This is a genomic window from Duffyella sp. Ts4, assembly GCF_051851875.1.
Taxonomy (GTDB): Bacteria; Pseudomonadota; Gammaproteobacteria; order Enterobacterales; family Enterobacteriaceae; genus Duffyella; species Duffyella gerundensis.
The window spans coordinates 34,273-48,054 of the sequence record NZ_JBLYPN010000015.1 but is presented as its reverse complement, the minus strand read 5'-3'; the positions used below and the strand labels follow the sequence as shown (position 1 = coordinate 48,054).

The 13,782-nt window shown below is 55.8% G+C and carries 12 protein-coding genes; 9 read left to right on the top strand and 3 right to left on the bottom strand.

The genetic code is table 11. From position 1 onward, the window contains the following. Positions 1–32: 32 nt before the first annotated feature. Positions 33–1,028 carry a tRNA dihydrouridine(20/20a) synthase DusA gene (gene dusA / locus ACJY2L_RS17205; RefSeq protein WP_439214492.1) on the top strand — a complete coding sequence of 332 codons (996 nt, stop codon included), beginning with the start codon at positions 33–35 and terminating at the stop codon, positions 1,026–1,028. Positions 1,029–1,207: 179 nt separating this feature from the next. Beyond that, positions 1,208–1,441 (top strand): envelope stress response protein PspG, encoded by a 234-nt coding sequence (gene pspG, locus ACJY2L_RS17200; protein WP_439214493.1) that lies wholly within the window; start codon positions 1,208–1,210, stop codon positions 1,439–1,441. A gap of 194 nt (positions 1,442–1,635) precedes the next feature. On the opposite strand, the gene ACJY2L_RS17195 is transcribed toward pspG, so the two are convergent. Continuing rightward, the gene (locus tag ACJY2L_RS17195) at positions 1,636–2,619 is read right to left on the bottom strand and encodes a quinone oxidoreductase (RefSeq protein WP_439214494.1); all 984 of its coding nucleotides are present in this window, start codon (positions 2,617–2,619) and stop codon (positions 1,636–1,638) included. 98 nt (positions 2,620–2,717) lie between these two features. Here ACJY2L_RS17195 and dnaB point away from each other — a divergent pair, with 98 nt between their 5' ends. From dnaB to ACJY2L_RS17160, 7 genes are all read left to right on the top strand, one after another. After that, positions 2,718–4,124: a replicative DNA helicase gene (gene dnaB / locus ACJY2L_RS17190; RefSeq protein ID WP_439214495.1), complete on the top strand. Its 1,407-nt coding sequence runs from the start codon at positions 2,718–2,720 to the stop codon at positions 4,122–4,124. A 105-nt stretch (positions 4,125–4,229) separates the two neighbouring features. Continuing rightward, positions 4,230–4,712: an Lrp/AsnC family transcriptional regulator gene (locus tag ACJY2L_RS17185; protein ID WP_067434225.1), complete on the top strand. Its 483-nt coding sequence runs from the start codon at positions 4,230–4,232 to the stop codon at positions 4,710–4,712. Between the two features lie 227 nt (positions 4,713–4,939). Continuing rightward, complete coding sequence (locus tag ACJY2L_RS17180) at positions 4,940–5,554, top strand: YitT family protein (RefSeq protein ID WP_439214496.1); 615 nt, start codon at positions 4,940–4,942, stop codon at positions 5,552–5,554. Between the two features lie 39 nt (positions 5,555–5,593). Then, positions 5,594–6,787: an amino acid aminotransferase gene (locus tag ACJY2L_RS17175; protein WP_439214497.1), complete on the top strand. Its 1,194-nt coding sequence runs from the start codon at positions 5,594–5,596 to the stop codon at positions 6,785–6,787. Positions 6,788–6,945: 158 nt separating this feature from the next. Continuing rightward, positions 6,946–8,496, top strand: coding sequence for a catalase (locus ACJY2L_RS17170; RefSeq protein ID WP_439214498.1), 1,551 nt, complete (start codon positions 6,946–6,948; stop codon positions 8,494–8,496). A gap of 170 nt (positions 8,497–8,666) precedes the next feature. Then, positions 8,667–9,080 carry a secondary thiamine-phosphate synthase enzyme YjbQ gene (locus tag ACJY2L_RS17165; protein WP_067434214.1) on the top strand — a complete coding sequence of 138 codons (414 nt, stop codon included), beginning with the start codon at positions 8,667–8,669 and terminating at the stop codon, positions 9,078–9,080. Between the two features lie 2 nt (positions 9,081–9,082). Next, positions 9,083–9,412 carry an MmcQ/YjbR family DNA-binding protein gene (locus tag ACJY2L_RS17160; protein ID WP_067434212.1) on the top strand — a complete coding sequence of 110 codons (330 nt, stop codon included), beginning with the start codon at positions 9,083–9,085 and terminating at the stop codon, positions 9,410–9,412. Positions 9,413–9,482: 70 nt separating this feature from the next. Here ACJY2L_RS17160 and ACJY2L_RS17155 read toward each other — a convergent pair whose 3' ends face one another. Both ACJY2L_RS17155 and uvrA read right to left on the bottom strand, forming a co-directional pair. Further along, complete coding sequence (locus ACJY2L_RS17155; protein ID WP_067434211.1) at positions 9,483–10,547, bottom strand: NAD(P)-dependent alcohol dehydrogenase; 1,065 nt, start codon at positions 10,545–10,547, stop codon at positions 9,483–9,485. A 227-nt stretch (positions 10,548–10,774) separates the two neighbouring features. Further along, positions 10,775–13,603, bottom strand: a complete 2,829-nt coding sequence (uvrA, locus tag ACJY2L_RS17150; protein WP_439214499.1) for an excinuclease ABC subunit UvrA — start codon at positions 13,601–13,603, stop codon at positions 10,775–10,777. Between the last annotated feature and the right edge of the window lie 179 nt (positions 13,604–13,782).

Genomic DNA, 13,782 nt, shown 5'->3' with positions numbered 1-13,782 from the left:
GCACATGTTAACAATCGGACCCGCCGCTTTTCATGACCGAAAAATTCCCCAGCCAACGTTTTTCTATCGCGCCCATGCTCGACTGGACCGATCGCCACTGCCGTTATTTCCATCGCCAGTTAACGCGCAATACACTGCTCTATACCGAAATGGTCACCACCGGCGCCATTATTCATGGCAAAGGCGATTACCTGGCTTTCGGCGAGCAGGAACATCCGGTTGCCTTGCAACTGGGCGGCAGCGATCCGGCTGCGCTGGCGCAGTGTGCGGCGCTGGCGGAAGCACGCGGTTACGATGAAATTAACCTTAACGTCGGCTGTCCTTCCGATCGCGTGCAGAATGGTCGCTTCGGTGCCTGCCTGATGGCCGATGCCCAGCTGGTTGCTGACTGCATCAAGGCGATGCGCGATGTGGTGTCGATTCCGGTCACGGTGAAAACCCGCATCGGTATTGATGAACTCGATAGCTACGCCTTCCTGTGCGAATTTATCGAGCGCGTAGCGGACAAAGGCGGTTGCGATACCTTTATTATCCATGCGCGCAAGGCGTGGCTTTCCGGTCTGAGCCCCAAAGAGAACCGCGAAATCCCTCCGCTGGATTACCCGCGTGTTTATCAGCTAAAGCGCGATTTCCCGCAGCTGACTCTCGCCATTAATGGCGGAGTGAAAACGCTGGATGAGGCGAAGCAGCATCTGCAACATCTGGACGGCGTGATGATGGGCCGCGAAGCCTATCAAAACCCAGGCATTCTGGCGCAGGTCGATAGCGAGCTGTTCGGCGAGGCACAGGCAGCGGTCGATTTGATTGCCGTGGTGCGCAGCATGTATCCCTACATTGAGAAAGAGCTGTCGCAGGGCACGTATCTCGGCCATATCACGCGTCATATGCTTGGCCTGTTTCAGGGCATTCCCGGTGCGCGTCAGTGGCGCCGTCATCTCAGCGAAAACGCACACAAACCCGGTGCGGATGTGCAGGTGGTGGAAGCCGCGCTGGCATTAGTAGCGGATAAAATTCCTGCTGCGGTTTAATCGTCAGGCCGCTGCGGCGGCCTGTTAGTTAATATCTCACCACTTCCTGGTTAATATCGCTAAAGTCCCTCGACGCAATTTTTATCATCACTTTAAAATCAATAATTTACATTTTAAAAGAACTGGCACGTTTCTTGTAATAGCTAAGACAAGGTAACTAACGCGCTCAGGAGATGACGATGGAAATTCTGTTTGTACTTGGCTTCTTTGTGATGCTGATGCTCACCGGCATCTCGCTGGTGGGTGTAATTGTCGCCTTGATCATGGCAACGGCGTTGATGGTGGTCGGTGGACTGTTTGCGATGGTGATTAAGCTGCTGCCGTGGTTGCTGCTGGCGGTCGCGGTGGCGTGGCTATATCGCGCGGTGAAAAAACCCAAAGTGCTGGTGCGCCGTCGCTATATGCGCTTTTAATTGCCAGAAATTTTGCAGCACAGATCACAAAGCGTAATGGCAGTGGGGAAAGATTGTGTACAGAGCATGTTTTTTAGCGAGGCGTTCTGGCACTATCCGTGCTGCTGAATTCATAGCCGCTGACCCTACACCCAGCGAGAACGAAAATAAGAAAGCAAGGGCTTCCTTCGGGAAGCCCTCTCTGTTTCTGACGATCAGGGAATCAGCAGGCTTGAACCCTGGGTAGTTCGGTTTTCCAGTGCGATATGCGCCTGTTGCGCATCGCGTAGGGCAAACTTCTGCTTCTCCGCCACATCAATCTTGATGGCACCGCTGGCAATCATTGAAAACAGTTCGTTGCTGGCCAGTTCGAGTTCTGCGCGATTAGTGATATAGCCAAACAGCGAAGGCCGCGTCACATACAGCGATCCTTTCTTATTCAACTGCGCCAGATCGATGCCGGTAACCGGGCCGGAGGCGTTGCCAAAGCTCACCATCAGCCCGCGCGGCTGCAGGCAATCCAGCGACGCTTCCCAGGTATCTTTGCCCACCGAGTCGTACACTACGCGTACCTTTTTGCCGTCGGTCAGCGCGCTTAGCCGCTCTGCAATGTTCTCTTCACGGTAGTTGATGGTAGCCCAGGCACCGGCGCGCTGCGCAATCGCCGCTTTTTCTGCCGAGCCTACGGTGCCGATCAAATGCGCGCCCAGCGCCTTCGCCCACTGGCACGCGATCAGACCAACGCCACCCGCGGCAGCATGAAACAGGAAGGCTTCACCTGGCGCAACGTGATAGGTCTGACGCAGCAGATAGTGCACGGTCAGCCCTTTGAGAAATGATGCCGCGCCCTGTTCAAATGAGATGGCGTCTGGCAGGTGTGCCAGCCGATCCTGCGGCACAGTGTGAATTTCACTGTAAGCGCCGATGGGCGCCTGCGCGTAGACCACGCGATCGCCCGGTTTAAAGTGGCTGACAGCAGCGCCTACCTTAATGACTTTTCCTGCTGCTTCGGTGCCCAGGCCGGAGGGCAAGCTGGCGGAAGGGTAAAGTCCGCTGCGTACGTAGGTGTCGATATAGTTGATTCCTATCGCTTTATTCTCAACCTGCACCTCAAAGTCCGTGGGATCGCCAGGTTCCACATCGACCCATTCCAGCACGTCGGGTCCACCGTGCTGGCTGAATTGAATACGCTTTGCCATGCCTCGCTCCTGTGTAATGTCAGAGATGTCGGGAGGACGGCAAGACGACAAAAAGGTATAATTGCGCGTCCCCTCAATTTATCGGTATCGCATTTACTATGGCAGGAAACAAACCCACCAACAAACCTAACGAAACCCGCGACCGTCAGGTTGAAGGCCTGAAGCTGCCGCCGCATTCTTTGGAAGCTGAACAGTCGGTGTTGGGCGGGTTAATGCTGGATAATGAACGCTGGGATAACGTTTCTGAACGCGTGGTCACCGATGACTTCTTCAGCCGACCCCATCGTCTTATCTTCAGTGAGATGCAGCGCCTGCTGGAAGCGGGCAAGCCAATTGACCTGATTACCCTGTCGGAATCACTGGAAACCCAGGGTCAGCTGGATATGGTCGGCGGTTTTGCCTATCTGGCCGAGCTGTCAAAAAACACGCCAAGTGCGGCGAACATCAGTGCTTATGCTGACATCGTGCGCGAACGCGCAGTGGTGCGCGAAATGATTTCAGTGGCTAACGAAATCGCCGATGCCGGTTACGATCCGCAGGGTCGCAGCAGCGAAGACCTGCTCGATTTTGCAGAATCGAACGTGTTTAAAATTGCTGAAAGTCGCGCCAATAAAGATGACGGACCGAAGAACATCGAGCAGATTCTCGAAGCCACGGTGTCGCGCATCGAATCGTTGTTCCAGACGCCGCACGACGGCGTGACCGGCGTCGACACCGGCTATCAGGATCTAAACAAGAAGACCGCTGGCCTGCAGCGTTCAGATCTGATTATCGTCGCGGCCCGTCCGTCGATGGGTAAAACCACCTTCGCCATGAACCTGTGCGAAAACGCCGCCATGCTGCAGGAAAAACCGGTGCTGATCTTTAGCCTCGAAATGCCCGGGGAGCAGATTATGATGCGTATGCTCGCATCGCTGTCGCGTGTCGATCAGACGCGCATTCGTACCGGCCAGCTGGACGATGAAGACTGGGCGCGTATCTCCGGTACCATGGGTATTCTGCTCGAGAAGAAGAACATGTATATCGATGACTCTTCCGGCCTGACGCCCACCGAAGTGCGCTCACGTGCACGCCGTATCTATCGCGAACATGGCGGCCTGAGCATGATCATGATCGACTACCTGCAGCTGATGCGCGTGCCAGCGCTGTCCGACAACCGTACGCTGGAAATTGCTGAAATTTCGCGCTCGCTCAAGGCGCTGGCGAAAGAGCTTCAGGTGCCGGTGGTGGCGCTGTCGCAACTTAACCGCTCGCTGGAGCAGCGCGCCGACAAACGTCCGGTCAACTCCGATCTGCGTGAATCGGGCTCTATCGAGCAGGATGCTGACCTGATCATGTTTATCTATCGCGATGAGGTTTATCACGAAAACAGCGACATGAAAGGCATCGCGGAGATCATCCTCGGCAAGCAGCGTAACGGCCCGATCGGCACCGTGCGTCTGACGTTCAACGGCCAGTGGTCGCGGTTCGATAACTACGCCGGTCCGCAGTACGATGATGAATAACCTGGCGGATTGTTCGCCTGTGGCCATCGGAAAATAGTGTTGGACAGCTCGCGAACAATTGAGGTTATCTGTGCGCATTATGGGCCTGATTAAGCAGGGAAACGCATGACGCACATCGACGATTTCGACCTGAAAATATTGACCTTGCTGGAGGCCAACGGCCGCCTGACCAACCAGGAACTGAGCGATCTGGTGGGTCTTTCCGCGTCGCAGTGCTCGCGCCGCCGTATCAACCTCGAACAGGCCAATCTGATTCTGGGTTATCACGCGCGCCTTGCGCCCGATGCGGTTGGGCTGAGCATGATTGGCCTGATTGAAGTCCGCCTGATTAACCACACCACCGAATATGTCACCAGCTTTCACCGTATGGTGGAGGAGGAGTCGGCCATCGTCGACGCCTGGAAAACCACCGGCGATGCCGATTATCTGCTGAAGGTCGCGGTTGCCGATCTCGCCTCGCTGAGCGCGCTGATCAGTCAGCTGGTGGCGGGGCATCGCAGCGTGGCGCACATTAAAACCGCCGTGGTGCTGGATCGCCTGAAAGAGAACGGCGTAATGATGAGCCCACCGGTTAACACGCGCCAATAAGGTGCGCGCTGCCATTAAATAGTGCATTAGCAGGCGGTAACATGCTAAAAACATGCATCAGTGACGATAAGTATGCGTAATTTGAGCGATTAATGCAGGCTGCATGCACAACTCTAAAATTTTAAGCCCTGTGAAATCATTGAGTTATTGCGCCGACGATTTTTCGTGGCGTTTTCAGGCGCGATTCTTGCAATGAAAACGCGCTAATTCTCAGTGAAAACAGGCTCATGGATACTCTTACTCAACCTGAAACACCTTCGCATACGCTGCTGGAAGATCTTCTCGCGCTGCTGTTTGGCACGCTGCTGGTCTCCTTTGGCGTAGTGATGCTCAAGCAGGCCGGCGCCTTAACCGGCAGTACCGCAGGCATTGCGTTTCTCATTAGTTATGTGACGCCGCTGTCGTTCGGCAGCGCCTTTTTTCTGATCAACCTGCCGTTCTACTGGCTGGCGTTTCGGCGGATGGGCAAGGCTTTTACCCTGAAGACATTTTGCGCGGTGGCGATGGTGTCGCTTTTTACCCGTTTGCATCCGCTTTTTATCCATTTTTCTGCGCTGAATCCCTTTTACGCTACCCTGTTTGGTAACGTGATTATGGGGATTGGGTTTATAGTATTATTCCGCCACAAAGCGAGCCTCGGCGGCATTAATATTCTGGCGCTGTGGCTGCAGGATCGCGTCGGTTTACGCGCGGGTAAGCTGCAAATGGCCATCGACACCTGCGTGGTGCTGGCATCGCTGTTTGTGGTCTCGTGGCCGATGCTGCTGGCGTCGATTGCTGGCGCGCTGATCCTCAACCTGATTATTGCGATGAACCATCGCCCTGGCCGTTACGCGGTCTGATATCGTTACCGTTTTTAGCTGATTAAGGAGATCTGCACCGTGTTTCAAAACGTCGATGCCTACGCTGGCGACCCGATTCTTTCGCTGATGGAAACCTTCAAACAGGATCCCCGCGCCGATAAAGTCAACCTGAGCATCGGTCTCTATTATGACGAGCAGGGCATTATTCCTCAGCTGCAGGCGGTTGCCGCGGCTGAAGCACGCCTGAACGCACAGCCAGCGGTGGCGTCACTTTATCTGCCAATGGAAGGCCTGCCGGCTTACCGCAACGCCGTCGCGCCGCTGCTGTTCGGTGCCGATCATGCAGCCATTGCCGAAGGCCGCGTGGCCACGATTCAGACGCTGGGCGGGTCGGGCGCGCTGAAGGTCGGTGCCGATTTTCTGAAGCGTTACTTCCCGGCGTCGAACGTCTGGGTCAGCGATCCCACCTGGGAAAATCACGTGGCGATCTTTTCTGGCGCCGGCTTCGAGGTGAATACCTATCCGTGGTATGACAGCAGCACCCAGGGTGTGAAATTCGAGGCTTTCCTGGCCGCGCTGAAAACCCTGCCGCCGCAGAGCATTGTGCTGCTGCATCCCTGCTGCCATAACCCAACCGGTGCCGATCTCACCAACGCGCAATGGGATGAAACCATTGAGGTGCTGAAAGCACAGTCGCTGGTGCCATTTTTGGATATTGCCTATCAGGGTTACGGCGCGGGCATGGAAGAAGACGCCTACGCCATGCGTGCCATCGCCGCATCCGGTTTACCGGCGCTGGTCAGCAACTCCTTCTCGAAGATTTTCTCACTCTATGGCGAGCGCGTCGGTGGCTTGTCGGTGGTGTGCGAGAGCGCCGAAGAGGCGGGCCGCGTGCTCGGCCAGCTGAAGGCGACCGTGCGCCGCAACTACTCCAGCCCGCCAAATTTTGGCGCCCAGGTGGTTTCCTGTGTGCTGAACGATCCGACGTTGAAGGCGAGCTGGCTGGCAGAAGTTGAGGCGATGCGCCTGCGTATTCTCGAAATGCGCCAGACGCTGGTCTCGGTGCTCAACACCGCGCTGCCGGGCAAAGACTTTGGCTATCTGCTGCGCCAACGCGGCATGTTCAGCTATACCGGACTGAGCGCGCAGCAGGTTGATCGTCTGCGCGAGGAGTTTGGCGTTTACCTGATCGCCAGCGGCCGCATGTGCGTGGCAGGGCTCAACAGTAAAAACGTGCATCAGGTCGCCAAAGCCTTTGCTGCCGTGATGTAACCTTTGATGACGGCAGGGCGCCTCTCCTGCCGTCACGCCCCGATTCGAGACCAGTCTTGAGTTAAGTTTCACCGCTTTCTCATAGGATCAGCAGCGCATTATCTTCTGCCATGTATCACTGACATGGATGCACTGAACCTACCTGAAGAAAGATCATAATGAACAATAACGCTGCTTTTCGTTTCTCTTTTCAAAACGTTACCCGTACCCTTTTTCTTGCCGGTCTACTGTCCAGTACGCTGACCGCGCACGCCACCGTGCTGACCCGCGATAACGGCGCGCCGGTGGGTGACAATCAACACTCACAAACTGCTGGGCCGGACGGCGCGGTGCTGTTGCAGGATATGCAGCTGCTGCAAAAGCTCCAGCGCTTCGATCGCGAGCGGATTCCGGAGCGCGTGGTGCATGCGCGCGGCACCGGTGCGCACGGCGAGTTCACCGCTGATAAGGATCTGTCCGATCTGACCATCGCCGAGGTATTCAAGCCTGGCACCGTCACGCCAGTGTTTGTTCGCTTCTCATCGGTGGTACACGGCAATCACTCACCGGAAACCCTGCGCGATCCGCGCGGCTTCGCCACCAAGTTTTACACCTCGCAGGGCAACTGGGATCTGGTCGGCAACAATCTGCCGGTGTTCTTTATTCGTGATGCGATTAAATTCCCGGATATGGTGCACGCGTTCAAACCCGATCCGCGTACCAACCTCGATAACGATGCGCGTACCTTTGATTTCTTCTCGCATGTACCGGAAGCAACGCATGCGCTGACCATGCTGTTTTCCAACATGGGCACGCCCGCCAGCTATCGGCAGATGGATGGCAACAGCGTTCACGCCTATAAATTTATCAATGCACAGAACGAGGTGCATTACGTAAAATTTCACTGGAAATCATTGCAGGGCGAGCAGAATCTCGATCCCCAGCAGGTCGCGGCGATTCAAAGTACCCAATATAGTCATATGACCGAAGATCTGGTCAGCGCCATCGCGAAAGGCGATTTTCCGAAGTGGGATCTCTATGTGCAAATCCTCAAACCTGCGGATATTGCCGCGCTCGACTATAACCCGCTGGATGCCACCAAAATTTGGCCAGGTATTGCAGAAACCCGTGTCGGCCAGATGGTACTCAACCGCAACGTGACGCAGTTCTTTAATGAAACCGAGCAGGTCGCCATGGCGCCTTCTAATCTGGTGCCGGGCATTGAACCGTCAGAAGATCGTCTGCTGCAGGGCCGCCTGTTCTCTTATGCCGACACGCAGATGTATCGCCTGGGTGCTAACGGCACGAGCCTGCCGGTTAACCGTCCGCGCAACGCCGTGAGCAACGGTAATCAGGATGGCGCCATGAACAGCCGTATCGAGGACAATCAGGGCGTGAATTACCAGCCAAGCCGTCTTTATCCGCGCGAGGAAGTGGCCAGCGCTCGCTATAGCCACAGCCCGCTGAGCGGTGAGACCCAACAGCAGGGAATCGCCAAAACGCAAAACTTTAAGCAGGCGGGGGAGCTGTTCCGTTCATTCGATGCCAAAGCGCAGCGCGACTTAATTCAGTCACTGGGTGGCGCGCTGAGCCGTGCCGATGCCGCAAGCCGCGAAATGATGCTCGCTTACTTTTACAAGGCGGACAAAAACTACGGCGAGCGCCTGGCGGCGGTGACCCAGGATAACGTGCAAAAGGTGAAGGCGCTGGCCGATAAGCTGGCCGAATAACGGCGCACAACCGTTTTTATCTCTCGTGCGCCTGAGCCAGTTATCAGGCCGCGGGAGAATTTACGGCGGCCTGTGTCCCGCCGTTTTTTTTCGCTTTGTGCGCGCCACAGGTTTACCTTTCAGCCATTTGCTGCACACTTAACGGGACCATTTCGTTAAGGAGCTTTTTTATGTGGTATCAGCAAACTCTCTCCCTCGGTGCCAAAACGCGCGGTTTTCATTTGGTGACCGATGAGATCGTCGGCAAGCTGCCGTTAGGCGAGGTAAAAACAGGCCTGCTGCATCTGCTGCTGCTGCACACCTCCGCTTCCCTGACGCTGAATGAAAACTGCGATCCCACCGTGCGCAGTGATATGGAAAACCACTTTCTGCGTCAGGTACCGGAAAACGCAGATTATGAGCATGACTATGAAGGCGCAGACGATATGCCTGCCCACATTAAATCTTCTTCACTCGGCGTTTCACTGACGCTGCCGGTCAGCAAAGGCAAACTGCTTTTGGGCACCTGGCAGGGCATCTGGCTGGGCGAACATCGCAATCATGGCGGATCGCGACGCATCGTCGCCACGCTGCAAGGAGAATAACAATGACCACATCGGAGCTGCTTTCCTACTGCATGGCGAAGCCAGGCGCGGAGCAACAAGAGCATGAGGCGCTGCAGGCCACGCAGGTGCAGGCGGATGGCGTGCTGTTCGCCATGTTTCATCAGGTTAACGATCGCCCGGCGGTGTCGCTGAAATCGACGCCTGCGCTGGCCGACCTGCTGCGCGAAGAGCATGAAGATGTTTTTCCCAGCCAGCAGCTTAATAAGTCGCACTGGAGCACGCTGTTTCTTGATGGCACGCTAAAAGATTCACAGATTTATTATCTGGTAGACGCGTCGTTGCAGCAGGCGCTGGCAACCAAAGGCCACTGAATTCGTCTGTTCGCGGGCAAAAAAAAGCGGCCTGAAGGTGCAGGCCGCTGGATCATCTCGCCGGCGCGATTTACGCGTTAGCTTCTTTACGCAGTGAATCGATATCGATCACGAAGCGGTATTTCACGTCGCTTTTCAGCATGCGCTCATAGGCTTCATTGATCTGATTCATGTTGATCATTTCGATGTCAGAAATGATGTTGTGCTTGCCACAGAAGTCGAGCATCTCCTGCGTTTCAGCGATGCCACCGATCAGAGAACCGGCGATGCTGCGACGCTTGAAGATCATGTTAACCACCTGCGGAGCCGGATGGTCATGCTCTGGTACGCCGACCAGCGTCATGGTGCCATCGCGCTTAAGCAGGTTAATGAACGGGTTCAGATCGTGCTGCGCTGCCACGGTATTCAGAATAAAATCGAAGCTGTTGGTGTGCTGCGCCATCTGATCGGCATCTTTAGAGATAACCACCTCATCCGCGCCCAGACGTTTACCGTCTTCTACTTTTGACGGCGAGGTGGTGAACAGCACCACTTTCGCGCCCATCGCGTGTGCGATTTTCACGCCCATGTGGCCGAGGCCGCCAAGACCCACGATGCCGACTTTCTGGCCAGGGCCCACGTTCCAGTGGCGCAGCGGTGAATAGGTGGTGATGCCCGCGCACAGCAGCGGCGCCACGCCAGCCAGATCCAGGTTCTCCGGCACTTTCAGCACAAAGTCTTCGGTCACGGTGATGCTGGTGGAGTAACCGCCGTAGGTGATATCGCCGGTTTCGCGATCCTGGCCGTTATAGGTGCCCACAAAACCGTTTTCGCAGTATTGCTCCAGGCCTTCCTGACAGCTCGGACAGCTACGGCAGGAATCGACCAGACAGCCAACGCCGACCAGATCGCCGACCTGATATTTATGGGTTTGATTACCCACTGCCGTGACGCGACCAACAATTTCATGGCCTGGCACCACAGGGAAAATGGTGTTTTTCCACTCGTTGCGCGCCTGGTGTAAATCGGAGTGGCAGACGCCACAGAACAACACTTCAATCTGTACATCATGAGGGCGCAGTTCACGCGGCTTATATTCAAAAGGCGCAAGTTTGGATTTGGCATCCTGTGCGGCATACGCATGCGTAATATTCATGGTGTCTCCCGACGTGTCGTGAATGATGTGAAAAATAAAGGGGACGACGTCATCATCGTCTCAATATTTCGCGCGGTAAGAGGCTGCGCGAAAGAGGCAGGTTAAGAGTAGTGAGTGAATGGCGTTATGCCTATGCCTGAATGTCTCTGAATCTTGCCTGATTCTGCAGGATGACGTTGAAACAGGCAGAGAAGAGAAGCGGGCCAGCCTGTGCCGGCCCGTAAGATTTATTGTGTTAACAGAGGTTTCAGGAAGCGGGCAGTATGTGATTTCTCACATTCTGCTACCGTTTCCGGCGTACCGGAAACCAGGATTTCGCCGCCGCCGCTACCGCCTTCCGGGCCGAGATCGACAATCCAGTCAGCGGTTTTGATCACGTCGAGATTGTGCTCAATCACCACGATGGTATTGCCCTGGTCGCGCAGCTGATGCAGCACTTCCAGCAACTGCTGGATATCGGCAAAGTGCAGGCCGGTGGTCGGCTCATCCAGAATATAGAGCGTCTGGCCAGTGCCGCGTTTCGACAGCTCACGCGCCAGTTTCACGCGCTGGGCTTCACCGCCTGACAAGGTGGTGGCTGACTGACCAAGACGAATATAAGAGAGGCCCACATCGATCAGCGTTTGCAGCTTACGTGCCAGCGCCGGCACCGCATCAAAGAACTCGCGCGCCTCTTCAATGGTCATCTCCAGCACTTCATGAATGCTTTTACCTTTGTACTTCACTTCCAGCGTTTCACGGTTATAACGCTTACCTTTACACTGGTCGCATGGCACATAGATATCCGGCAGGAAGTGCATCTCAACTTTGATCACGCCGTCGCCCTGACAGGCTTCGCAGCGTCCGCCGCGCACGTTGAAGCTGAAGCGGCCCGGATTGTAGCCGCGTGAACGCGCTTCCGGCACGCCGGCAAACAGTTCGCGCACTGGCGTAAAGATGCCGGTGTAGGTGGCCGGGTTGGATCGCGGCGTGCGTCCAATCGGGCTTTGATCGATGTCGATCACCTTATCAAAATGATCCATACCGCTGACTTCACGGTAAGGCGCTGGCTCGGCGATGGTCGCGCCGTTGAGCACGCGCTGAGCGATCGGGAACAGGGTATCGTTGATCAGTGTGGATTTGCCGGATCCCGATACGCCAGTAACGCAGGTAAACAGCCCAACCGGCAGCGTCAGCGTGACATCTTTCAGGTTGTTGCCGCGTGCGCCGGTGATTTTCAGCACCTTAGACGGATCGCCCTGCACGCGCTGCTCTGGCACGCGGATACCGCGTTTGCCGCTGAGATACTGGCCGGTCAACGACGCTTCCTGCGCCATGATGTCATCGACGGTGCCTTCAGCCACCACCTGACCACCGTGTACGCCCGCGCCGGGACCGATATCGATCACATGGTCCGCAGCACGAATCGCATCTTCATCATGCTCAACCACGATCACCGTGTTGCCGAGGTTACGCAGGTGAATCAGCGTCTCCAGCAGGCGTTCGTTATCGCGCTGATGCAGGCCAATCGATGGCTCATCCAGCACGTACATGACGCCAACTAAACCGGCGCCAATCTGGCTGGCCAGACGAATACGCTGCGCTTCACCGCCGGAGAGCGTTTCAGCGGAACGGGACATCGACAGGTAGTTAAGGCCGACGTTCACCAGGAAGCGCAGGCGATCGCCAATCTCTTTCAGCACCTTCTCGGCGATTTGTGCCCGCTGGCCGCTGAGCTTCATGTTCTGGAAAAACTCCATCGCATGACCAATGCTCATGTCAGAGATGGTCGGTAGCGTGGTGTTTTCAACGTACACATGACGCGCTTCGCGACGCAGACGCGTGCCTTCACAGGTGGCGCAGGCGCGGTTGCTGATGAACTTTGCTAAATCTTCGCGCACCGCCGACGATTCCGTCTCTTTATAGCGGCGCTCCATGTTATGCAGCACGCCTTCAAACGGATGGCGGCGCACCGAGGTATCACCGCGATCGTTGATGTACTTAAATTCGATGTTCTCTTTGCCGGAACCGTATAACACCACCTGCTGCGCTTTTTCGCTCAGCGTGTTAAACGGCTCTTCCACATCAAACTGCAGATGCTCAGCGAGAGAACGCAGCATCTGGAAATAGTAGAAGTTACGGCGATCCCAGCCGCGAATCGCGCCGCCGGCCAGCGACAATTCCGGGTTTTGCACCACGCGATCGGGATCGAAATATTGCTGTACGCCGAGGCCGTCGCAGGTCGGGCAGGCGCCCGCCGGGTTATTAAACGAAAACAGGCGCGGCTCCAGCTCACTCATGCTGTAACCACAAATCGGGCAGGCAAAGTTGGCCGAAAACAGTAGCTCTTCAACGCTGCTGTCATCCATGTCTGCCACGATTACCGTGCCGCCGGACATCTCCAGCGCGGTTTCAAACGATTCGGCCAGGCGTGTGGAAATATCGTCGCGTACTTTAAAGCGATCGATAACCACTTCGATGGTGTGCTTCTTCTGCAGTTCCAGCTTCGGCGGATCGGATAGATCGCAGACTTCGCCGTCGATACGCGCACGGATGTAACCCTGCGCCGCCAGATTCTCCAGCGTTTTGCTGTGCTCGCCTTTACGATCTTTCACCACCGGTGCCAGCAGCATCAGGCGGCTGCCTTCCGGCAGTGCCAGCACATTGTCCACCATCTGACTGACGGTTTGCGCAGCCAGCGTGACATCGTGATCGGGACAGCGCGGCTCGCCAACGCGTGCAAACAGCAGGCGCAGGTAGTCGTGAATCTCGGTAATGGTGCCGACGGTTGATCGTGGGTTATGTGAAGTGGACTTCTGCTCAATGGAAATAGCAGGCGACAAGCCTTCGATGTGATCGACATCGGGCTTCTCCATCAGCGACAGGAACTGACGGGCATAAGCAGAGAGGGATTCTACATAACGGCGTTGGCCCTCGGCATAAAGCGTATCAAACGCCAGCGAGGACTTGCCTGAACCTGACAGGCCGGTGACGACAATCAGCTTGTCGCGCGGGATGGTCAGGTTGATGTTTTTCAAATTGTGGGTACGCGCCCCACGGACTTCAATCTTATCCATTCACATTTCCCGGATTAACAGACGTCACCATGCCTGACTCCCCGGCATGGCCAGAACGAAACGTATTATTATGGCATAAAAAAACCTGAATGGATATCCAGTATTCTGTTGCAACTGGGTAACGACTGGAGGAAAATTGGAAGCGTGATCCTGAGTATGCGCCATCCCGGTGGCGTGTT